This is a genomic window from Tardiphaga robiniae (assembly GCF_013359755.1).
Classification (GTDB): Bacteria; Pseudomonadota; Alphaproteobacteria; order Rhizobiales; family Xanthobacteraceae; genus Tardiphaga; species Tardiphaga robiniae.
Genome location: NZ_JABMCJ010000093.1, coordinates 54,597 through 76,843, shown reverse-complemented (window position 1 = coordinate 76,843; position 22,247 = coordinate 54,597). Strand labels below are relative to the sequence as shown.

Here is a 22,247-nt window from a genome sequence, read left to right as displayed (position 1 = left end):
GTTAGTTGCTGTTGTTGTTCTGGTTCGGGAATTCGACCGAATTGTTCTGCTTGCCGGTGCCGAATTCGAAGATCTTGCGGAACACGCCCGGTGCCATGGCCGAGATCGGATTGACGCGCAGCACCGGCGCACCGGGCGTACCGACGACTTCGTAAGTGACGCCGATCAGGCCTTCATTGCTGCCGCCGCCGAGAAACAGTCCGACGATCGGAATCTGGCCGAACATGTTGTTCAGTCCATACATCGGCACAAAGGTGCCGCTCATCCGAACCTGGTTGAGCGGGTAATCGATGCTGCCTTCGATGGTCGCGCCGACGGTCGGGCCTTTGACGACGCCATCCCGAATGGTGAGCTGGCCGTTCTGCCGCGTGAACTCGGCACGCAACCGCGAGAACGCGACGCTGCTCTGCGCCGCGTTCTGCCCGCCTCCGGCAACACTGGCCAGTTGCGCCTCACCCTTGACGTTGAAGTCGCGGATGTTGATCAGTCCTTCCTTGGCGCGGGTGTCCGATGAGGGCGGATCCATTGCCAATGCGAGCTGGCCCCCCGACATCTTGGAATAGGTGTCGGTCGCGCGCAGGAAGGCGCCGGCATCGTTGGTCTCGATATAGATGACGTCACGGCCGGCCCCCTGGGAGCGCCCGCGCATGTCGCCCGTCAGCGGTGTGTCGCGTCCGAGCTTTCCGCTCAGGGAGAATTTCTGGATCGTGCCGTTGCGCCGCGAAATCTTGGCATCGACGCTGCGAACCGCCTCGCCGTAGTAACCGGCAACGGCGCCGAGCTTCACATCAATATCGAAGTCGACCGACTTGGTTTTGCTCTTGGGATCCCCATCCTTGCCGGAAATCGCCGATTTCAGGAAGCCGCGGCCGTCGAACACGTCGCCACGCATCGTGACTTTCAATACGCCATCCGGACCACGGTCTGCCTTCAACGACGTCTTGTCGCCCTCGGACGGCGAATAGGTCGGGAAGTTCACACCGACGAGGTCACCGTTCTGATCGACTTCGACGGAGCCCTTGATCGAAGCCCCACCGCCATCGACGACAATATCTTCCAGACGGGTTGTGTCGCCCTTCTTCACGACGTTGAAGACAGCGCGAGCGCTCTTGCCGGGCAGCTTCATCCAGCCCGGCAGGATGTTGTCGAGCTTCAACGGCGTCAGATCGGCGTCGACCCCGAGCTTGCTGTCACGGTCCCCGGAGCCGATCTTGCCGACAACCTTGATCGGGAGATTGCCGACCACCGCCGGTCCGAGGTCCACACCGAGCCGCGCGCGGCTTGCATCGTCGAGCGTCGCGTTGAGACGCACATCGGCATCGCCATCGGTTGGCTTGCGATAGTCGAGCGATGCCGCCTGCCCGTTGATCTTGACGTCACCCTTGACCTGATAGCCCTGATTGTTCGCTGTGACCTTCAGCGAATTGGCTTCGAGCTTCTGATTCATCACCAGCTTGTCGGCGGAAAATGCCGTCAGATCCGCGGTGATGTTGTAGGTCGTATCGGCCTTGGTCAGTTCGTGCTGGATCGGCATGCCCATGGCGACCTGCGCGGTCACATTGCCCTTGGTGGTCGCCGGGTCGAGCATGTTGCCGGTGACTTCGCTCAGACGGTTGGAGTTGAGGACATCGGCCACGGCCGCCACCGGTCCCTCCAGTTTGAAACGCACGCGAGCTGGCGATGGCTTCGGCGCCATGTCCGGAACTTCGAACACGATATCGCTGAGATTGAGCTTGCGTCCGCCCGCGGTCTCGGAGTTCGCCTGACCGATGGTCACGGTCGCGGTCCGTCCTGTGACGCGCGCGCGCAGATCGCCGTCGCGGATCACCGGCATGCCATCCACCGGACGTAGCGCCACCCCATTGGCGAGGATCTTCACCGACAGCCCCTCATCGGGGATTGGCGGCCCGCGCCGTGTCAGGTTCTTGGTTGGCGAATTGACCCCGATCTCGATGCTCTGAAGCTGTCCGCCCTCGATGCGTTCGGTAACCCATTCGCGCACTTCCGGCACAATCAGGATCGGCCACATGCGCTTGAGCGCCGAGGCGGACATCGGCGTTCCCGCAAAGCCGAGGGTCATGCGCGGCTCGCCGGCGTAGTCAATACTGCCTGTGCCGGCGACGCCGATCTCGCCGTTGCTGATATTCGCCCGCGTCAGCAAAACCCGGCGGTTGTCGGAATCGAAACGCAAGCCAATGTCGATGCTGTTGAAGATCAGCGGCGCTTCACCCGGAGCTCCACCCAATACGATGGTGCCGCCGCTGATCCCTGCCTGCCACGAGTCGGTCGCGCCATTGGGTGGCTCGACATGGGCAAGCGAAGTGATGCGGTTCTCGCCGGACACGAACTTGAACGGCGCCAGCAGCACACGGCGGCCGGCATCCCACTCGACGCTCAGCTCCGCCTGATCGATCGGCATCGGATAATCCGGCGTGTCGTTATCGATGATGTTGCCGGCGCCTGCAGTGAGCTTGCCGCGGAAATAGGTCGGGAGGCCGTCGCGCCCGATTTCGCCCCTCAACTCACCGGTCAGCGGCAGATCGGCGCTGTAAGTCAGATCCTTCATGCGCAGCGCGAGCAGGATATTCCGGGTCGAGACCTTGTCGGCGCGCAGACTGACCGCACGCACGCCATTGGCTGGCGCGCCGACCGTGACGCCGAGTGTCCATGGGGCCTTGCCGCCTTCACCCACTGTCATCATGACGCCGCCGCCGCTCGGTCGGCGCAGGGTCAGGCTGATATTGTTGAAGTCCCACGTATTGCCGCGCTGCTGGTCATCAACCACCAGCTTGCCGTTCTTCAGGCCGATCTCGTTGAGGTTCTGTCCGTCGAGGCCCGACAGGGTCAGGCTGTCGAGCCAATCGAGACCCGCAAGCAAGCCGGTGGAGGCCTCGCGCTTGTCAGCAGGGGGCTGCGGAATCTGGACCACCGGCGGCTGCGGCTGCCGCGGGAAAGTGAGTTCCGGTTGTCGGCCCGGACCGAGCCACGACCCTGGTGTGCGCGGCGATGCGACACCCGTCGCGATCGGGCGAGCATTCTCGCCGGTCGACACGGTCACCTGCCCATCCGGCGTAATGCGCACAGCCAGCACGACATCGACCAGGTTGAGGCTTTCGGCGCGCAAGCGGCCCATCATCATGGCAGCAGCGGAGAGCCGGACTTCGGCTTTCGGAGCACTGGCCACGACGGCGTGATCACGATCGCGGACGACGATGTCGCGGATTCGCACAGCCATCCGGACCCGCCCGGCGCGTTCGATCTGCGTGCCGCCAACTTCGACCGTATTACCCTGCCCGATATTGTCCTGGATCGCCTCGACCAGCCACGGTGTGGCCATGTCGAAATTGATCGGGCCTGCGCCCAGCCGGACCCACAAGGCGCCAAAGCAAACGCCAAAAATAATCAGAAGGATGCCGAGAACAGCCGCGATCCGCTTGACCCATCGACCGCCGAACAGCCAATCGCGAACCGCAACCAGCCGATCGCCGAAACGGTGCCAGCCACTATCTTTCTTGGACAGCAAGCGGCGTGCACGGTGATGCCCGGCCTCGTCATGCTGATGATCCCAATCGGCATCATCCCATTGCAAGGACTCGTCATCGGCGCGCGATCGATACGCTTGTGGCGGCTTATTTCTGGCCATTGCCTCTCGGTGCTGGCGCTGACTATGAGAATGATCGTCACCGGCCCTTCGCGCATCGACAACCGACGAGCGCTTTTCTGCCGGCATCGCTGCCAATCCTCGGTTTGAATTATAACTCGTCGTGCGGTCGTTGCGGCGCCCCTATGGCGCACGGAACGTGTGTTGCGTCGAATCCTTTGTAACCATACTCCGAGACCAGCATATTTGGGCCAGCGCATTTGCACTGCAACGTGCCGCCGCCCGGTCGCCGGTGCTTTGCAATGTCATCACACTGAGCCGCCGAAAGCGACGAAAGGAAGGCGTATGTCCAAGAAATCGCGCAAGAATCCCTCGAAACGGGCCATCTGTACAGTGGCAGAAAACGCATCGGGCGCGAAAGCCGGACAGAAGCTGAAAACTGCGACCAAGCGCCTCGTCGGGCGCGCCGCTCAATTGAACCGCTGAACGCGAAGAAAGGAACATCCATGGCCAAGAAAGCCAGCAAGAAACCCGCCAAGGCCGCCGCCAAGAAAACGGCCAAGACTGCTTCTCCCTCGAAGGCGAAGAAGCCTGCCAAGGCTGCGACAAAGTCCCCAGCCAAAAAGGCTGCCGCCAAGCAAGCCAAGCCTGTGGCGAAAGCCGTGTCCAAGGCGCTAGCCAAGCCAGCCGCCAACGTCGCGAAGGCTCCTGTCGCCAAAAAGGCTCCAGCGACTAAGACGATCGCCGCGAAGGCGTCGCCCAAAGCAGTTACGAAGCCTGCGCCGCCCTCCGTGGAGGCACCGAAAGCAACTCGCGAGAAAATCGCACCGGCGCCTCGTGTCGCTGCCGAGGGGGCCAAGGCTCCGGCCTTCCAGTTGCCCCGTGACGGCGGCGCCACGGTCTCGCTGTCGGACTATGCTGGCCAGAAGCTGGTGATCTTCTTCTACCCCCGCGCCAGCACTCCGGGCTGCACCAAGGAAGCCATCGACTTCACCCGCCTGTCCGCCGACTTTCAGGCAGCCAACGCCGCCGTGCTTGGCGTCTCGGCCGACCCGCTAAAGGCTCAGGAGTCGTTCCGCGACAAGTTCGCGCTGGGAGTTCCGCTGCTGTCGGATGCGACACAATCGATGCTGAAAGCCTATGGCGCCTGGGGCGAGAAATCCATGTACGGCAAGACCTTCGAAGGCGTTCTTCGCACCACGGTTTTGATCGATGCAAAAGGCAACGTCGCGAAGATCTGGCACGGCGTCAAAGTGGACGGACACGCAGACGCAGTGCTCGAAGAGGCACGTCGGATTTGATCAATGTCATTTGCTCAAAATTAACCATGAAGGGCTCAAATCGCCTCCGTTGAGCCAGCCGACGAGTCTCCGGCTGGCATCAGGAGTGCTGATGTCGAACCGCCCTACCCAATATGCCGAGTACCCTCAGCACCACGCACACGACCATGGACGGCCACAGGCGCGCCGCGTCGGGCCGGTCAAGGTGCCCGCCTCCAAAGCCAGTCAAAGCGACTATACGATTGCTCATGGCGGCAAGCAGGTTCGCATCGGACCTGTGGTGTTCTGGATCGTCGTCGGCACAGTGACCGTGCTGGGAGCATGGTCTGCGGCCACAGCCACTTACTTTGCCTTTCGCGACGACGTGCTGACCAAGCTCATCGCGCGCCAGGCAGACATGCAATATGCCTACGAAGATCGCATCGCCGAACTCCGCGCAAAGATCGACCGCACCACCAGCCGCCAGATGCTGGACCAGGAACAGTTCGACCAGAAGCTCGATCAGGTCATGCGCCGGCAGACCACGCTGGAATCGCGCGCCACGGCGCTCGGCGCCATGCCCGATCTGTCTGTTACAGGTTCGATCGGCAAGCCGCCGGCCCGTGGAGCCGCGATCGAGCCGACGACATCGATCCCCAAGCCGTCGCCGATCAGCGACACGGTGACCTTCGTGGCGCCGCCGGACCGCGAAGCGCGGCTTGAGTCCCGCACGCCTGCGCTCACCGCCCAGCAACCCAACCAGTTCGCCAAACTCGGCGGCGTCGACAATGTGATCGGTCGCCTGCAGGCCTCGCTCGATCAGGTCGAGAGCCGCCAGATTGCGACACTCGCCGCGGCTGAAGAATCCATGGACTCCAAGGTTCGCCGCATGCGTGGCGCGATCTCGGACCTCGGGCTCAATATGGCGAAACTCGAATCCGCCACACCGCGCGCGCCCATGGGCGGCCCGTTTGTGCCGGTCAAGCTATCTTCAAGCGCGGATCCGTTCGAACGCCAACTCTACCGCATCCACGTGACCCGCGCGCAAATGGACAAGCTCAACCGGACGATGGCGCTGGTGCCCTATCGCAAGCCGGTCGTCGGCGAAGTCGAATTCACTTCGGGCTTCGGCGTGCGCAGCGATCCGTTCCTCGGCCGCCCCGCAATGCATACGGGCCTCGACTTCCGCGGCGCCACGGGCGACCCGATCCGCGCCACGGCCAACGGGCGTGTCGTTTCCGCGGCCTATGCCGGCGGCTACGGCCGCATGGTCGAGATCGACCATGGCAACGGATTGTCGACCCGCTACGGCCATATGTCCGTGATCAACGTCAAGGTCGGTGATGTCATCAAGATCGGCCAGGTAATCGGCCAAGTGGGCTCGACCGGCCGCTCCACCGGTCCGCATCTGCACTATGAAACCCGGATTGACGGCGAGGCCGTCGACCCGCAGAAATTTCTCCGCGCCGGCGTGCGCCTCAACGCAGGCTAATTGCGGCATGCGGGGCATTGTTGCCCTGCCCCTGATGTGATTGAAGCGGGTCTCCGTCAATCCGAGGCAGCCCGTTGAAATCCTCCCGACGCATCGGTCCCCGTTTCGCCCGCCTCGGCCGGTTCTGTTTCCGCGCCACACGTCGGGTCGCGACCTGGGCGATGACGCTGGCAGGATTTCATGCCAACGACTCCCACTTTACGGTCCGTCGCATCTCGGAACTCCGCGCCAAGCTGGCGCGCGGCGAAACGGTTCTGCTCGCCGGCCTCGGACTGCCCGGCACGCACAATTCCGGCGTGGCGCTGGTCGAAGTCACGCGGGCTCACGGTCCGCGCCTCATCATCAACAACGAAGAAGAGCGCTTCTCGGGCGACAAGCACACCACGCAATATCCGCGCGCAGCACTCGATGCGATGCGCGTCACGCTGCAAGCGATGGGCCGTGACGTCGCCGATATCGATGCATGGCTGACGACCTGGGACTATCCCGATCTGCTCGGCACGCTGGTGCGAAGCATCGTCGAAGAACTTCCCGACGGATTGAAGCTGCTGCGCACCAAGAACTCCGTCAGCTTCGACGCACGGCGCCTCGAGCAGATGACGCGGACCCCGAAGCTGCTCCGCAAGCAATTCGGCCTGCCCGCGCGTGTCCCGCTGCTGATGGTGCCCCATCACGACAACCACGCCTGGTTCTCCTTTGCCGCATCGCCCTTCCCCGATGACGAACCGGTCGCGATCGCCGTGCTGGATGGTACAGGGGATCTGGGCTCGGTCTCCCTATATGTCGCCAAGCATGGCGAGATGCAGCGGCTCTATTGCAATAACAGCGTCTTCGACTCCTTGGGTGCGTTCTACAGCGTCATCTCGTCGACACAGGGCGGCTGGACATGGCTGTCGAGCGAAGGCCGCTATATGGGCGCTGCTGCCTGGGGCGACATGGATCGCGCCAGCAATCCGTATTACGCACGGTTGCGCGAGGTGCTGCATTTCGGTGCGAATGGTGAGATCCAACTCAACCGCGCCATGGGCAACTGGTATTGCGACCCGTTCGAGGCGCCTTATAAGTCCGCATTGATCAAGATTCTCGGCGAGCCGCTCAAGCCAGATCAGCTCTGGAATCCGGACGCCGTGCTGCGCGTCGAAGATATCCAGCACCGGCCGGATACGCAGGACCGTCTCGATAAAGCGGCAGCGACGCAGCTTGTGTTCGAGGACGCGATGAAGCACGTCGTCGATCATCTGCTGCGCACCACCGGCGCGCATCGGCTGGTGCTCACCGGTGGCGTGGCGCTGAACGCACTCGGCAATATGCGGCTGCTACAGCATTTCGACGAGAACTGGTTCAAGCAGACTCAGGGGCGTGCAAAACGACTGCATCTGTGGATTCCACCGACACCCGGCGACCCCGGCGTGACCATCGGCGCGGCCTGGATGTTAGCGCATCTCGCCGGCGCGCCACGCGGCGCCCCGATGACGCACGCTTTCTATTGCGGTGATGCGCCGACGCAGGGCGACATCACCGCGGCACTGCAGGCCGATGACATCAAGACACAGACGATCGGCAATATCTCAACGCCTGAGGGCTGCGATACAATTGCCGACCTGATGGCCTTCGTGGTCGGACAGAACGCCATCATCGCGCTCTATCAGGGCGCGGCGGAAACCGGCCCACGCGCGCTCGGACATCGCTCGATCCTCGCCAATCCCTGCGACGCCGGTACGCGGGAACGGCTCAATGAACGCGTGAAATATCGCGAGGCGATCCGCCCGTTGGCACCGATGGCGACGCTTGACGCGGCGCACGAGTATTTCGATTTGCTGGAGGGCGCATCCGACGCGAACTACAACGCCTACAATTACATGGTGCTGACGGCGCAATCGAAGCCGCATGCACGGGAGAGAATTCCGGCCGTTATTCATGCCGATGGCACCGGCCGTATCCAGATCGTCCGCGCCGAGGACGATCCACTAACCTATGCCTATCTCAAGGCGCTCGGTCGCCATATCGGCGTTGAGCTCTCGGTGAATACCTCATTCAACGTCGCTGGCCCGATCGCACAGACGCCGCAGCAGGCCGTCGAGACCCTGCGCCGTTCGGCGGGTCTCGACGTGGTGCTGATGGTTGCAAGCGACGGTCAGGTGACTGCCGCCTGGCATGGCGGCACCCGCGACAACGGCCGCTTCACGGCCTGGCTGTCGGAGTGGACGCGCAGCCGCAGTTAGACCTTGCCGATCTTCCTTGCGACGGCAACCAGACGCGCGCTGTCCTTGGCCACAAATGCCGCGAACTCTTCCGAGTCCTGATAGGCGGGCATATTGCCGGCAGCCTCGAATGTCTTCGTGACTTCCGGATCGCTCATCGCCTGCTTCATTGTCTCACGCAACTTGGTCACGACCGGTGCGGGCATTCCCTTCGGCGCAAACAGGCCGGCCCAGATGTAGAATTCGACATCGGGATAGCCCAGTTCCTTGAACGTCGGCAGATTCGGGAAGGCAGCGAGGCGTTCGCCGCCGAAGTTTGCGAGAACACGCAATGTCCCGGCATCCACATGTTGCTTGAGCGTGCCCGGCGCCGAGGCGAGCGCCTGGATTTGGCCACCCAGGAGATCGCTGATCGCAGGCGTTGCGCCGCGATAAGGGACGTGGAGCAGCTTGATGCCGGCGGCGATCGCAAACATCTCCATCGAAACGTGCAGCGTACCGAACGGACCCGACGATCCGTACGATATCGCTCCGGGACGCGCCTTGGCGTCAGCGACGAATTCCTGAATCGTCTTCCACGGCGCGCTGGCCGGCACGGCGAACAGGGTCGGATCTGCGAGCACGCGCGCAACAGGCTGCAGTTGATCGACTTCATAGGCGACCGGCCGATCGTAGATGCGATCCGACTCAGGCAGCACCGCAAGCGACGACAGCGTCATCAGCAGCGTATGCCCGTCAGGCTGCGCGCGGGCAACGGTCGCGTTGCCGAGCGAGCCGCCAGCGCCACTGCGGTTGTCGATGATGACCGGCTTGCCGAGGACCTTCTGCATATAGCTCGCGACCGGACGCGCGGCGATGTCGGCCTGCCCGCCAGCCGGAAATGGCACGACCATGGTGATGTTGCGGCTCGGCCAGGCTTCCTGCGCGCGTACACCCTGACCGGTCAAAGCGAGCGTCGACAAGCCCCCGAGGCCTGCAATGAAGTCGCGACGTTTCATACTTGTCTCCCGTTTTGTTTTTGAGCAACGCATTGGTTTCAGTCGCATCCAGGGGACGACGCGCCATCTCGGGAGACAGCGCCTGCGCGCCCTGGAGCTCTTTCAAAGCTCTAAGTTGTTGAAGCTCGCAGAATTGAGCGTGGGGCAGATGATGCCCCGCGCCTCTTCATCAAAACCGCAACCTGTGTAGGCTTAATCAGCCGACCGGGTTTTCGAGTTTGCCGATGCCGCTAACCTCGATCGTAACCACGTCGCCCTTCTTCAGGAAGCGCGGCGGCGTGAAGCCGAGGCCGACGCCAGCCGGCGTTCCGGTCGCGATCAGATCGCCCGGCTCCAGCGTGATCCCTGCCGAGAGCGTCTCGATCAGCGTCGGAATGTCGAAGATGAGATCGGTCACCGACGCATCCTGGCGCTTTTCGCCGTTGACGGATGTCGTCAGTCGCATTTTCGTCGGGTCGGGCATCTCGTCAGCGGTCAGGATCGCCGGACCCATCGGGCAGAAACCGTCGATGCCCTTGCCGATGAACCACTGACGATGCTTGTGCTGCAGCGTGCGTGCCGTGACGTCATTGATGATCGTGTAACCGAACACATGCGCCAGCGCGTCTTGCTTCTTGATGCCGCGGCCGCCACGCCCGATGACGACCGTCAGCTCGCCTTCGTAGTCGGTGCTGTCGGTCGGATCGAGATAATTCGGAATCGACTTGCCGGAACCGATCACCGTGCTCGACGGCTTCGTGAAGATGACTGGCGCTTCCGGCACGACTTCCTTTGCCGAGGAGTCGAAACCGCTGCCCGCGAATTCCTTCGCGTGCTCATGGTAGTTCTTGCCAACGCAAAACACGTTGCGTGCCGGGCGCGGGATTGGCGCAAGAAGCTCAACGCTGGCGATAGGAAGGGGCGCGCCCGCTGAAGCGGTAAGCGTACCCTTCAGGCTATCGAAATTGGCAATTAGCGCAATCATATCGGGGGCAACGTCGCGCGGCAGCGGCGAGACCTGAGTGAGCGCCTGATCTGCAATGCCGACCGTGGCCCGGCCCTCATGCAGGAAAGTAACAAGGTGCATTCTTCCTCCTGATATGTCTGCTTGTCCGGCGAACGGATCGCCGGCATCTTCTAAAGATACACCTATCTTCGATAGAAGATTTTGGCAAGCTGATCATCCCGGCTATTTATTCTTTAGAAGACGCACGCGGTCATCTGCCGCAGCAGGATGTGACATGGCGGGCAACGGCGCCTAAGATGGAATCACCGGCGGATTACATCCGCGAATGACATTGGAGCAGCACCCGATATGGCGAAACCGGCGACGCGGAAGGTCGTTCGTGAAGACCCCGTCAGTCGCGCATTCGGCGATCGGGTTCGCATATTGCGTGAACAGGCCAACCTGACCCTGGAGCAGTTCTCCAAGCAGTCCGGTGTCAGTCGGGCGATGCTGTCGAAAGTCGAGCGCGGCGAGAAGAGCCCGACGATCGGGGTCGCGCGACGTATCGCGCTGGCTCTGGAAACATCGTTCTCGACGCTGATGGGCGACGACGACGCGCCGCGCCGCGCCTTCGCTGTGGTGCGCAAGGATCAACGCCAGATCTTTCGCGATTCAAAGACGGGCTTCGAGCGCTTCCTGCTGTCGCCCGTCATGGCCGGCATGGCAGTGGAAGTCGTCCTGCATCACCTGCCCCCGAAAACCTCGACCGGCAAATTGCCCGCCTACCCGCAGGGCACATCCAAACACGTCCTTGCCACGCACGGACGCGTCACCGTGCGCACCAAGGATACCGAGACGGTTCTGGATGAGGGTGACTCGCTGTATTTCGAAGTCGACGTCGAGCACTGGTTCGAGAACAAGACTGCGCGCCGGTGTGAATACTATCTCGTGATTTCGGTGCCTCCGAGTTACGGACGACGCAGCGACGGCAAGGCCTAGCACGCGTCCGCAAGTTTGAAGACCCTCGCTCACCTGCGAGCGAGGGTCCTGTTGGCTAGCAGCCGATTTCAATCTGCCACACAATTACTTCTTCAGGCAGAGACCAACGGTTGGCGTCGTGGTGCACTTGGTGCCATCCGGTGCGCCGCCACTCGGGCAGACAACGGACACCAGCGTCTCTGTCGCCTCGCAGCTAATCGCGCCATCTGCCTGCACCGCGCGGAAGCTCACTGGTGCTACATCACCCTTGTCACCCTTGGCGCCGGGCGTACCCTGCGGACCTTGCGGTCCCTGTGCACCCGCCTGTCCCTGCGCGCCGGGAATGCCCTGAACGCCTTGCGCACCCTGCGGGCCGGCCGGCCCCTGCGCGCCGGTTTCGCCCTTCGGACCTGCTGGTCCGGGATCGCGGCCGCAGGCGCCCAGCATCAATGCAACGCCAACAGCAAGAATTGGAATGATCTTCTTCATGCCCCACACCCCGTTGAATTCGTGACACCGCGACATGCGGCGTCAGGATAAGCCAGCGCCGGATGTTGAGTTCCGGCACGCGGATGATATCGGGTGACAAGAAGAACGGAAGCGGCCGCGCAGCGACGCGACTGTTTCAAGACGCCGCAGACTTTGGCGGGCGGGTTAGCTTACTCAGCCGTCTCTCGGTTGCGAGATGAGCTCGATCATTTTGGCTTCGTCATCGTCTGGCGCGAAAGCCTTCGCCTTTTCATAGGCTTCAACAGCCGCTGCGCCGACCAGGGGCCTCGCCTGCAAAAGCTGCTCCGCCAATCTCACCGCATAGGCCGCATCCTTATGGCGCAGTGCAGCGGTGAAGGATGCGCCTGAATAATCGCGCGCCACCATTCGCGGCGCATGTCGCAGCACCTGTGGGCTTGCCGCGACGCCGCTCGCGATGGACTCCAACACCAGCTTCATGTCCAGCCCGGCATGTTCTGCAATGGCCAGACCTTCGGCGAGCCCAGCTATATGGATCGCGCCCATCAGGTTGTTGATCAGCTTGTAAACTGTACCCGATCCGACGGGGCCGAAATGCCGGATCGTCGATCCGATCGGCGCCAGGAACGGCCGGGCCTTGTCGAGGTCCGCAGTATCCGCGCCGACCAGCAGCGTGAGTTTGCCGCTCGCAGCCGCATCCGGCAGACCGGTGACCGGACTATCGATATAGATCAGGCCGCGATCCTGCAGCGCCTTGGCAAGGTCGAGCGCGTGCTGGTGCGACACTGTCGAACATTCGACCGCCAGCGCGCCCGCCTTCGCGGTTCGCCCGGCACCATCAATGCCGAGCCACACAGTCTGTGAAGCCTCGTCATCGGCGACCATCGTGACGACGGCATCGGCGCCTTCGGCTGCATCCGCCGGCGAAGCTGCCCAGCGTGCGCCACGTGCGATCAGATCTTCTGCTTTCGCCCTGCTGCGATTCCAGACGGCAACGCTGAAGCCGGCTTCGAGATAGCAGCCGGCCATGCCGTGCCCCATGCGTCCCAAACCGATGAACGCAACATGGGGCATGGCTCAGTCCACGTCGTCGATGGCGCCTGGCGATGTGCCGAAGGCGCGCTGCGCCAGTGTCGCCGCCATGAACTCGTCAAGGTCGCCGTCGAGCACGCCTGAGGTGTCCGACGTCTGCACGCCAGTGCGCAGGTCCTTCACCATCTGATAGGGCTGCAGCACGTAAGAGCGGATCTGGTGACCCCAGCCGATATCGGTCTTGGCGGCCTGATCGGCTGCAGCCTTCTCTTCGCGCTTCTTCAGCTCGATCTCGTAAAGACGCGCGCGCAGCATGTCCCAGGCCTGGGCCTTGTTCTTGTGCTGCGAACGGCCGGCCTGACAGACCACGGCCACGCCGCTCGGAATATGCGTCAGACGCACCGCCGACTCCGTCTTGTTGACGTGCTGACCGCCGGCGCCACCTGAACGCATCGTATCGACGCGCACATCGGATTCGTTGATGTCGATCTTGATGCTGTCGTCCACGACCGGAAAGATCGCAACGCTTGAGAACGAGGTGTGACGACGGGCGTTTGAGTCGTAAGGCGAGATGCGCACCAGACGATGCACGCCGCCTTCGGTCTTCAGCCAGCCATAGGCATTGTGGCCGGAGATCTGGATCGTCGCCGATTTGATGCCGGCTTCTTCACCCTGCGTCTCTTCGAGATACTCGATCTTAAAACCGTGCTTTTCAGCCCAGCGCGTATACATGCGCAGCAGCATCGAGGCCCAGTCCTGGCTCTCGGTGCCGCCGGCGCCGGCATGGACTTCGAGATAGGTGTCGAAGCGATCGGCCTCGCCAGAGAGTAGCGCTTCCAGCTCGCGGCGTGCGACCTCTTTCTTCAGCGCCTTGAGCGCATTCTCGGCTTCGGTCACCACGCCCTGATCGCCCTCGGCCTCGCCAAGCTCGATCATTTCGATATTATCGTCGAGTTCGCGCATGACCTTGCCGATGCCCTGAAGCGAATCCTCTAGCGAGGTGCGCTCCTGCATCAGCCTTTGGGCCTTTTGCGGGTCGTTCCAGAGATTGGGGTCTTCGGCGAGAGCGTTCAGCTCTGCAAGTCGTGCCGTGGATGCATCGACGTCAAAGATGCCTCCTCAGCAGCCCGACTGACTGCTTGATCTCTTCTACGAGGCGTTCGATTTCAGCGCGCATGGAAACTCTGATCTGGCGGCATCAGCCGCAATACGAATGGTGATCGGGATGTAGCGGCGTGCGCGGCAAAGCGCAATCCGCAAGGATCTGCTGTGGGTCAGATGAGCCTCAATACAGGCCGCCCGTTCCCGGTCGCATGAAACTGCGGTCGGTTTCCGGCGACACCGAGAGCGAACGACCGTCCGCATCGGCGACACCGATCACAGAGTAATTGTCCGGCGGCGCGGTGCCCGGCTTGAAGGCCTCGAGGATGGTGCGACCGCCATCGCCCGGTCCGGCGCGCATGCCCGACTTGGCGTCGACGCGGATCAGCTTAATGCCAGCAGGCACGCGGAACGGCACAGCCGGCTTGTCGGCGAGCGCAAGCTTCATGAAGTCCTTCGCAATCGGCGCAGCCAGCGCACCGCCGGTGGCCTTGTTGCCGAGGTTCCGGGGCTTGTCGTAACCGACATAGATACCGACGACGACGTCAGGCGAGAAGCCGATGAACCAGGCATCCTTCTCGTCATTGGTGGTGCCGGTCTTGCCGGCGATCGGCTTGCCGACTTCGCGGAGCACGGTCGCGGTGCCGCCCTGCACGACGCCTTCCATCATCGAAGTGATCTGGTAGGCGGTCATGGCGTCGAGCACCTGCTCGCGGCGATCGACGAGCTGCGGCTCGGCCTGGTTCTTCCAACCCTCCGGCGCGTCGCAGCCGCGGCATTCGCGCTGGTCGTGCTTGAAGATCGTATGCCCGTAGCGGTCCTGAATACGGTCGATCAGCGTCGATTTCACGCGGCGGCCGCCATTGGCGAACATCGAATAGGCCGTCACCATCCGCATGACGGTCGTTTCACCGGCGCCGAGCGCGTAGGAGAGGTAGTTCGGCAATTCATCATAGACGCCGAACCGCTTGGCGTATTCGCCGATCAGCGGCATGCCGACGTCCTGCGCCAGTCGCACTGTCACAGTGTTCAGCGAGCGCATCAATGCATTACGCAGGGTCACGGGGCCGAAGTACTTGCCGGTCGAATAGTTTTCCGGACGCCACACCCCGGCGCCCTGCCCCTGATCGATCTCGATCGGCGCGTCGACCACGACGGTGGACGGCGTGTAGCCATTGTCCATCGCTGCCGAATAGACCAGTGGCTTGAAGGATGAGCCGGGCTGACGGTAGGCCTGCGTGGCGCGGTTGAACTGGCTCTGGTCGAACGAGAAGCCGCCGACCATGGCAAGCACACGTCCGGTCAAAGGATCCATCGCAACCATGGCGCCGGACACTTCCGGATACTGCCGCAGCCGGAACTGGCCTTCGACGACCGAGCCGTCCTTGTTTGTGAGCGGATCGACATAGATCACGTCGCCAGCGGCCAAAACCTGCGACACGGCCGTCGGTGTTTTGCCCTTCGTCGGTCCGGCCGCGGGCTTGGCCCAGCGCACGCCGTCCAGCGTCAGGATGCCGGTCTGGCGATCCTTGAGCACGGCGCCGCCGAGTTCACGGCCCGGCTGGAAGCCGATCCGTGCCGACTGATCGCTGACATCCAGCACGACCGCGAGCTTCCACGGCGCGATGTCGGACAGCGCTTTGACCTCGGCGAGCTTCACGCCCCAGTCGCCGGAAATATCGATCTTGTTGGTCGCCCCGCGCCAGCCACGCACCTCGTCGAAATTGATCAGGCCGTTGGTCATGGTCTTGCGCGCCATTACCTGCAGCTTGGGATCGAGCGTGGTGCGGACCGAGAGACCGCCTTCATAGAGCTTCTTTTCGCCGTAGCGTTCCAGGATGTCGCGGCGCACTTCCTCGGCAAAATACTCGCCAGCAAAGATGTGACCCGAACTGTTGCGGCCGGTGACGCTCAACGTCTCCTTGCGCGCCTTGTCGGCATCGGCCTGCTTGATCCAGCCGTTCTCCAGCAGACGATCAACCACATAGTTGCGGCGCTCGATGGCACGGTCGCGGTTCTTGATCGGATGCAGCGACGACGGCGCCTTCGGCAAAGCTGCGAGATACGCTGCTTCCGAGACGGTCAGTTCGTTCACCGACTTGTCGAAATAGACCAGCGAGGCGGCGGCGATGCCATAGGCACCGAGGCCGAGATAGATTTCGTTGAGATACAGTTCGAGGATCTTGTCCTTCGAATAGGTGCGCTCGATGCGCATCGCCAGCAAGGCTTCCTTGATCTTGCGGGTGAAGGAGACCTCGTTGGTCAGAAGGAAGTTCTTCGCAACCTGCTGCGTGATCGTCGACGCGCCCTGCGGCCTGCGGTTGGAGCCAAGGTTCTGCGCGTAAAGCACCATCGCGCGCGCCATGCCCGAATAATCGAGGCCACCATGCTCGTAGAAATTCTTGTCTTCGGCCGCGAGGAACGCGTTGATCACCAGCTTCGGCACGGCCTGAATCGGCAGATAGAGCCGGCGCTCCTTGGAGTATTCGCCAAGCAGTGCACCGTCTGCCGCATGGACGCGCGTCATGACCGGCGGCTCATAATCCTGAAGCTGCGAATAGTCTGGTAAGTCCTTGGAGTAATGCCAGATCAGCCCGGCTGCGGCGGCGACGCCCACCAGAAACACCACGGTTCCTGCAGCGAACAAGAAACCCAGAAACCGTACCAGCAGACGCATTATCGACGATCCGTTTCAATCGCTGTGCCGCAATATAGCATACGGCGGCCCCATGGGCGCGAAGTCAGCAACAAGTCCCGCGGCAAAAATCAGCTAAGGAGACAACCCGAAATGGCCGTCAGTCTTGACCGATTCTGACGGCCGCTCGGAATTTTTTATAGAGCGCCGGCTGTGGCCAAACTAGGGCTTTCATACTGAAGACCAAGGCTTTCGTACTGAAAGATTTGTCATTTTCAGTTCCGGTCGTCAGTTTCCCGGGCCGGCAGAGACCATCCGCTTGGAGAAGAACCCGTCGATCGCCTTGGCGACTGCCCCGACAGTCTTGGAGCGCCAGTTCTCGGACATCAGTTGCTGGAGATCGTCCTTGTTGGACACGTAACCCAGTTCGATCAGCACTGAGGGGACGTCCGGGGCCTTGAGCACGCGGAAACCTGCCGATTTCAGGGGATGCTTGTGCATCCGCGCCGTGGTCTTCATCTCGCCCACCACCAGCCGAGCAAAGCGATTCGAGAAGGTCCGGGTTTCGCGCTGCGCCAAGTCGATCAGGATGTCGGCGACGTCGGTTGGCTCTTCCGTCAGATTGACGCCGGCAATGGCGTCCGCCTTGTTTTCCGAGTCTGCCAGCCGCTCCGCCTCCGCGTCGGAGGCCTTGTCGGACAGTGTGTAAACAGTAGCGCCCTGCGCATCGCCCTCGCCGCGCGGCAATGCGTCGGCATGGATGGAGACAAACAAGGCGGCCGACTGGTTGCGCGCCACCTTCACCCGTTCATCCAGGGGAATGAACGTATCGTCGGCGCGGGTCATCACGATGCGGTATTTGCCGAGCTTCTCCAGACGGTCACGCAGGGCCAAACCGAAACCCAGCACGATCCCCTTCTCGCTCTCGCCGCCAGCCTGGGTGCCGTTGTCGATGCCGCCATGACCGGGATCGATCACGATGACTGGACGGGCGTCCGGCGCGGCATCGGGCGCGGCGCTGGCGACCACCTTGGTGGCAACCGGAGATGCCGCAGCAGTCGTTCCGACGGCCGGTCGCAGATCCGGGCGATTCTCAACCGCCAGCGCCTGTACGAATGTGGTGCGATCGACCGATTCGAGTTCGATCACCATCCGCGCCGGCTGCCCGTTAGCGGGATCGAGCGCGTAGGAATTCTTGATCTTGGCTGGTCCGGTCAGGTCAAACACCATGCGCGACCCGCCCGGCATCACCAGACCGTAGCGGAACGCCTTGATCAGGCCGCGGGAGACCGTCCCGGCGCCGGGATCGAGATGGAAATTGACCTGGGGAAGATCGATGACCACCCGATATGGGTCAGCCAGCGCAAAGGCACGCAGCGGGATCTTCCGGTCGAGATCGAGAATGAAACGGGTCTGTTTCTCGTCACCGGCGATGCGCACGTCGGAGGCGATCGGGAATACACCCTCCACTTCCGCGCGTGGCGTCTCGCCGGCGGCCTGGGCGGAGTTCGGACACCAAAACAGCCCAAAACCAGCACTGAAGAGCACCGTGGCCAGCCTGACGATGTGGTTTGCGCGGCTCGTCAACGAATCCACTGCCTCCGAAGCAGCCCCTCATTAACCCAATAGGATTGCAGGGTTAACCGGAGCTTAAGTCGGCCATATCGAATAAGCCTGAGTGTTGCAGCCTTGTGACGCTTCCCTTGCATGCGACCCCCATTCCTCGTATGTACGAAGAGCTGACGGTTTAACTCCCGGTTGTGTCGCGTTCAGCCTCCCGGTGCAACGCTCGTTCCCCCGATCATCTATCGGTGGATCCAGCGTTTTCCGGCCTCCTCTCTACAACCAGCGCAGCGCGCGGTTGCCCAGAGAGGCGGTCTTAGCCCAGGCGGTGTCCGGTCCCAGGTCCTTTCTCGCTCCCGGGGCGGCTTTAGACACTTCATGACCGATTATTCCGGCCTTACGGGCGGAGTATGCGACAGCCGGTGACCGCGTTCTGCGGCGCGCCGGACGTCAGCAAAAGGCGGCGCCTTTGCCGCCAAGATGTTCAGACGGGCCGACGCTTGATGCGCCAGACTGTGATGCCGACCGAGACCCAGGTGGGAACTATGCCGATGCGAGGCCCAAGCCTCGCGCGTCGCCCCGCACTGACCTCGCGATCGGCACGGCGTTCAGGGCTGTGTATCGGCCTTCCCCTCACCCCCGAATCAGGTGGACCGTTGCGTCACCCGGCCGCGCGATACGCGCTTGCCGCCACGCACGCCGTCCGCCTCCATGAGCTTCCAAATGCCAAACAAAATGTTGATCGATGCGACCCACCCGGAAGAGACCCGGGTTGTCGTGGTTCGCGGCAATCGCGTCGAAGAGTTTGATTTCGAGACTGCGCAGCGCAAGCAGCTTCGCGGCAATATCTACCTCGCCAAGGTCACGCGCGTCGAACCGTCGCTGCAGGCCGCCTTCATCGAATACGGTGGCAACCGCCACGGCTTTCTCGCTTTCAGCGAAATTCATCCGGACTATTACCAGATCCCGGTCGCCGACCGTCAGGCGCTGATCGAGGCGGATGAACGGGCCCATCGCGAAGCTGAGGAAGAGACCGAAAACCGCTCCAACCGTAAGCGCTCGCGTCATCGCAACTCCCGTCGCCGCGACCGTGGCGAGCGGGTGCAAAGCGATGTCGTCGATACGACAGCGGTCGATCCGTCGCAGGCCGAACAGCCGCGCGATCCGGCCTTCGAGGTCCACAGCCATCCTCATGATCATGCCCATGATGACGGGCATCACGCCGCCGATCACGACCATCATGACCATGACGGACACGAGCACACCCACGCGCATGAGCACGCCGAAGGCGATCATGCGCACGACCATGATCACCACGATCATGCCGCCGCACCGGTCGTGTCCGAGAGCGTCGCTGCCGAAGCTGCGGCTCCCGAGGTCGTCGTGTCCGAGGTCGTTGCATCCGAGCCTGTGACCGAACAGCCTGTTTCGGCAGGCTTCTCGCCTGCTCCGGTCGAAGCCGTTGCGGAGACGCCGGCGCCAGTCGCCGCCGAAGCGCATGATGATCACGCGCATGACGAACAGATTCAGGCCGCTCACGCCGAAGAGAACGCGGCGCATGCCGAGGACGTTCACCACGAAGAGCGTGCCGAGGGTGAGCACACCGCTGCCGCTGACAGCGACGAACACGACGACGAGGAAGACGAAGACGACGGCGAGGAAGAAGCCGAAGAGGATCAGGTCGAATCCGTCGGCGGTGACGACGTTCTCGAGGAAGTCCCCGAGCGCGCCTTCCGTCCGCGCCGCCAGTACAAGATCCAGGAAGTCATCAAGCGCCGCCAGGTCATGCTGGTGCAGGTCGTCAAGGAAGAACGCGGCAACAAGGGCGCTGCGCTGACCACCTACCTGTCGCTTGCCGGCCGTTACGCCGTGCTGATGCCGAACACCGCCCGTGGCGGCGGCATCTCGCGCAAGATCACTTCGGCACAGGATCGTTCGCGTCTCAAGGAAGTGGTGTCGGACCTCGACGTGCCGGAAGGCATGGGGATCATCCTGCGCACCGCCGGTGCCTCGCGCACCAAGCCGGAAATCAAGCGCGACTTCGAATACCTGATCCGGATGTGGGAAACCGTCCGCGACATGACGCTGAAGTCGCAGGCCCCAACCCTCGTCTATGAGGAAGGCTCGCTGATCAAGCGCTCGCTGCGCGACCTCTACAACAAGGAAATCGACGAAATCCAGGTTGCGGGCGAAGCCGGCTATCAGGAAGCGCGCGACTTCATGCACATGCTGATGCCGAGCAATGTGCGCGCGGTGAAGCAGTATCGCGACGGCCAGCCGCTATTCTCGCGCATGGGCGTCGAGAGCCAGTTGGACGCAATGTTCTCGCCGACCGTGCAACTGCGCTCCGGTGGCTACATCGTCATCAACCAGACCGAAGCTCTGGTCTCGATCGACGTGAACTCGGGCCGTTCGACCCGCGAACACCACATCGAAGACACCGCGCTGAAGACCAATCTCGAAGCCGCCGAGGAAGTCGCGCGTCAGCTGCGCCTGCGCGATCTCGCCGGTCTGATCGTGATCGACTTCATCGACATGGACGAGAAGCGCAATAACCGCGCTGTCGAACGCAAGATGAGCGATTGCCTGCGCCAGGATCGCGCGCGCATTCAGGTCGGCCGCATCTCGCATTTCGGCCTGCTCGAAATGTCGCGCCAGCGCATCCGCGCCAGCGTGTTGGAGAGCTCCACCGATATCTGCCCGCATTGCGGCGGCAGCGGCCACGTTCGTTCGGTGTCGTCGGTGGCCCTGCAGTTGCTGCGCGGCCTCGAAGAAATCCTGATGAAGGGCGCCACGCATAACCTGATCGTGCGCACCCGCACCGATGTCGCGCTCTATGTGCTGAACCACAAGCGTGGCCATCTGCGCGATCTCGAAAACAGCTTCAAGGTGACCCTCGCCGTCATCGCCGATCCGAATGTCAGCGGTCAGCAGTCCTTCGTGATCGACCGCGGCGAACAGGTCCACACGCTGGAAGCTGCCAAGGCGCTGCTCGCAGCGCAGGTCGCAGCCTTCCCGCCGCCGCTGGAAGAAGAACCCTTCGACGACGAAGATCTGTTCGAGACGGAAGCCGAAATCGAAACCGAGGAGACCGAAGGTCTCACCGACGACGAGACCTCGGGTGAAAGCGCCACCGGCGATGCAGACAGCGATGGGCGCAAGCGCAAGCGCCGTCGGCGCCGTCGCGGTCGCTCTGGTGAGGCACGCGAAGGCGGCGCTCCCGGTCGCGAGGGCGGCGAGTTCCAGACCGCCGCTGAGGGCGCGGTCGAAGGTAACGTCGAGACCGTTGGCGACGACAGCGAAGGCGAAGACGACGAGGCCGACGATCAGCCCCGTGAAGCCCGCGCCGACCAGCCGGCCGATGGCGAGCGACGTCCGCGTCGCCGTGGTCGTCGTGGCGGACGCCGTCGGCGTGGTGGTAACGACGAAGGTCTGGCCGGATCGATTTCCGATGAACTCGGACCGACGCAGAGCTCGGAAGCCAGCGATGCTGTGGCCGATCTCGAAGGTCAGGACACGCGTAACGACGCACAGCCGCACCAGCACGCAGCTTCGGACGCCGTGACGTCCTATGCAGCGCCACAGCCAGAGGCCGAACAGAGCCGTCACAACGCCGTGCCAATGTTCGCTCCAGCCGTGCCCGAGCCGACGCCGGTCACTCCTGCTCCCGTCGCAGCACCTACCCCCGTTCAGGAAGCCGCGGCACCGCAGGAAGATGACAAAGCCGCAGCCCGCCGCCGCTCGACGGTCCGCGAAAAGGTCAACTTCGGTTCGACATCTCCGGAGCCACAGCCCGCGGCAGCGCCCGTCGCTACAGCCCCGGAGCCGGAGCCGGCACCTGCTCCAGCCGCTGCACCGGCCCCCGCGGTCGAAAGCCAGCCGCGTAAAGCCGGCTGGTGGTCACGCGTCCTCGGCAACGACTAAGCGCTCTCAACGCAACAACGAAAAGCCGCCCGGCAAAACCGGGCGGCTTTTTTAGTGCTGCAATCTACTG

Annotated in this window: 15 protein-coding genes; 7 read left to right on the top strand and 8 right to left on the bottom strand. The window is 62.8% G+C overall.

What is annotated here, in order from left to right; all coding sequences use genetic code 11:
* Position 1: 1 nt before the first annotated feature.
* Entirely contained in the window at positions 2–3,235 is a 3,234-nt protein-coding gene (locus HP556_RS24530) for a YhdP family protein (protein WP_338117609.1), read from the bottom strand.
* Between HP556_RS24530 and HP556_RS30525 the strand changes: the two genes are divergently transcribed.
* The 5 genes from HP556_RS30525 (at position 3,191) to HP556_RS24510 (ending at position 8,574) form a co-directional block, all read left to right on the top strand.
* Entirely contained in the window at positions 3,191–3,751 is a 561-nt protein-coding gene (locus HP556_RS30525) for a hypothetical protein (RefSeq protein ID WP_338117608.1), read from the top strand. The genes HP556_RS24530 and HP556_RS30525 overlap by 45 nt on opposite strands.
* A gap of 195 nt (positions 3,752–3,946) precedes the next feature.
* On the top strand, positions 3,947–4,087 hold the full coding sequence (locus HP556_RS24525) for a hypothetical protein (RefSeq protein WP_175368899.1): 141 nt from the start codon (positions 3,947–3,949) through the stop codon (positions 4,085–4,087).
* 20 nt (positions 4,088–4,107) lie between these two features.
* Complete coding sequence (locus HP556_RS24520; RefSeq protein WP_175368898.1) at positions 4,108–4,902, top strand: peroxiredoxin; 795 nt, start codon at positions 4,108–4,110, stop codon at positions 4,900–4,902.
* 91 nt (positions 4,903–4,993) lie between these two features.
* Positions 4,994–6,352, top strand: a complete 1,359-nt coding sequence (locus HP556_RS24515; protein ID WP_175368897.1) for a M23 family metallopeptidase — start codon at positions 4,994–4,996, stop codon at positions 6,350–6,352.
* 74 nt (positions 6,353–6,426) lie between these two features.
* Positions 6,427–8,574, top strand: coding sequence for a carbamoyltransferase C-terminal domain-containing protein (locus tag HP556_RS24510; RefSeq protein WP_246297892.1), 2,148 nt, complete (start codon positions 6,427–6,429; stop codon positions 8,572–8,574).
* Here the strand turns inward: HP556_RS24510 and HP556_RS24505 are convergent.
* Both HP556_RS24505 and HP556_RS24500 read right to left on the bottom strand, forming a co-directional pair.
* The gene (locus HP556_RS24505) at positions 8,571–9,551 is read right to left on the bottom strand and encodes a tripartite tricarboxylate transporter substrate binding protein (protein ID WP_089264130.1); all 981 of its coding nucleotides are present in this window, start codon (positions 9,549–9,551) and stop codon (positions 8,571–8,573) included. The two genes, HP556_RS24510 and HP556_RS24505, sit on opposite strands and share 4 nt — an antisense overlap.
* Positions 9,552–9,747: 196 nt before the next feature.
* A complete protein-coding gene (locus HP556_RS24500; RefSeq protein WP_093758407.1) occupies positions 9,748–10,617 on the bottom strand; it encodes a fumarylacetoacetate hydrolase family protein in 870 nt (289 codons plus the stop codon).
* 228 nt (positions 10,618–10,845) lie between these two features.
* Between HP556_RS24500 and HP556_RS24495 the strand changes: the two genes are divergently transcribed.
* Entirely contained in the window at positions 10,846–11,475 is a 630-nt protein-coding gene (locus HP556_RS24495) for a helix-turn-helix domain-containing protein (protein WP_089264128.1), read from the top strand.
* An 84-nt stretch (positions 11,476–11,559) separates the two neighbouring features.
* On the opposite strand, the gene HP556_RS24490 is transcribed toward HP556_RS24495, so the two are convergent.
* The 5 genes from HP556_RS24490 to HP556_RS24470 all read right to left on the bottom strand — a co-directional run bounded on the left by HP556_RS24490 (position 11,560) and on the right by HP556_RS24470 (position 18,277).
* Positions 11,560–11,943 (bottom strand): hypothetical protein, encoded by a 384-nt coding sequence (locus HP556_RS24490; RefSeq protein ID WP_246297915.1) that lies wholly within the window; start codon positions 11,941–11,943, stop codon positions 11,560–11,562.
* Positions 11,944–12,117: 174 nt separating this feature from the next.
* Positions 12,118–12,996, bottom strand: coding sequence for an NAD(P)-dependent oxidoreductase (locus HP556_RS24485; RefSeq protein WP_175368895.1), 879 nt, complete (start codon positions 12,994–12,996; stop codon positions 12,118–12,120).
* 3 nt (positions 12,997–12,999) lie between these two features.
* Positions 13,000–14,131, bottom strand: a protein-coding gene (gene prfB, locus HP556_RS24480; protein ID WP_139285829.1) for a peptide chain release factor 2 whose coding sequence is annotated in 2 segments (ribosomal slippage) — positions 13,000–14,061 and positions 14,063–14,131 — 1,131 coding nt in all. Because the reading frame shifts where the segments join, the coding sequence is not laid out codon by codon here.
* A 108-nt stretch (positions 14,132–14,239) separates the two neighbouring features.
* Positions 14,240–16,732, bottom strand: coding sequence for a penicillin-binding protein 1A (locus tag HP556_RS24475; protein WP_175368894.1), 2,493 nt, complete (start codon positions 16,730–16,732; stop codon positions 14,240–14,242).
* 246 nt (positions 16,733–16,978) lie between these two features.
* The gene (locus tag HP556_RS24470) at positions 16,979–18,277 is read right to left on the bottom strand and encodes an N-acetylmuramoyl-L-alanine amidase (RefSeq protein WP_093759080.1); all 1,299 of its coding nucleotides are present in this window, start codon (positions 18,275–18,277) and stop codon (positions 16,979–16,981) included.
* A 699-nt stretch (positions 18,278–18,976) separates the two neighbouring features.
* Between HP556_RS24470 and HP556_RS24465 the strand changes: the two genes are divergently transcribed.
* On the top strand, positions 18,977–22,177 hold the full coding sequence (locus HP556_RS24465; protein WP_175368893.1) for an Rne/Rng family ribonuclease: 3,201 nt from the start codon (positions 18,977–18,979) through the stop codon (positions 22,175–22,177).
* Positions 22,178–22,247: the final 70 nt, after the last annotated feature.